Source organism: Paracoccus sp. S4493 (assembly GCF_000967735.1).
GTDB classification, from domain to species: domain Bacteria; phylum Pseudomonadota; class Alphaproteobacteria; order Rhodobacterales; family Rhodobacteraceae; genus Paracoccus; species Paracoccus marcusii.
Genome location: NZ_JXYF01000513.1, coordinates 1 through 706 on the forward strand (window position 1 = coordinate 1; position 706 = coordinate 706).

Below are 706 nucleotides of genomic sequence, written 5' to 3' on the forward strand. Positions count from 1 at the left end.
AGGGCGAGGCCGCGGCCCTTGCCGCCGAACGCACCGCCCTGCAGCGGCTGGTCGATCGCGGGCGCTCCGGGGGTGCCACGCTGCTGGATCAGGTGGCCGTCGCGCGGGGGCACGAGGCCGCATTCGGGGCCGCCCTGGGCGACGATCTGCGTGCGGGCGTGGGCGGCGACGGGTCGGGCTGGCACGACCTGCCGGGCTGGGACGATCCGCAGCCCTTGCCCGACGGCGCCGTGCCGCTGGCACCGCATGTGCGCGGCCCGGATCTGCTGGCGCGGCGGCTGTCGCAGACGGGGCTGGTGCTGGACGCAGGCCAGGGGGCCTCGCTGCAGCCGATGCTGTCGGCGGGACAGCGGCTGGTGACGCCCGAGGGCGACCTGTTTCGGTGGGACGGGCTGCGGGTGATGGCGGGGCAGGCGCTGTCCTCGGCTGCGCTGCATCTGCAGAAGGTCAACGAGCTGGCCCATGTGACCGAACAGGCCGAGCGTGCCGAGGCCCGCGCCGAGGAGGCCCGCGAGACCCATGAGGCGGCCCGCGCCGATCTGGCCCAGGCCGCCGAGGTCGAGAAGTCGGCCCGCGATGCGCGCCGCGAGGCCGAGCGCCTGCTGTCCGAGGCCGCGCGCGCCGCGACGCGGGCAGAATCCGATCTGGCCATGGCCTCCAGCCGCGCCGACGGGGCGCGGGCGGACCCTGGTCCGAGGACGGCGTG

General features: G+C 76.8%; 1 pseudogene. It reads left to right on the plus strand.

Annotated elements, in window-relative coordinates:
* Positions 1-706 (plus strand): annotated as a pseudogene (locus TW83_RS21620) (chromosome segregation protein SMC); the annotation flags it as partial.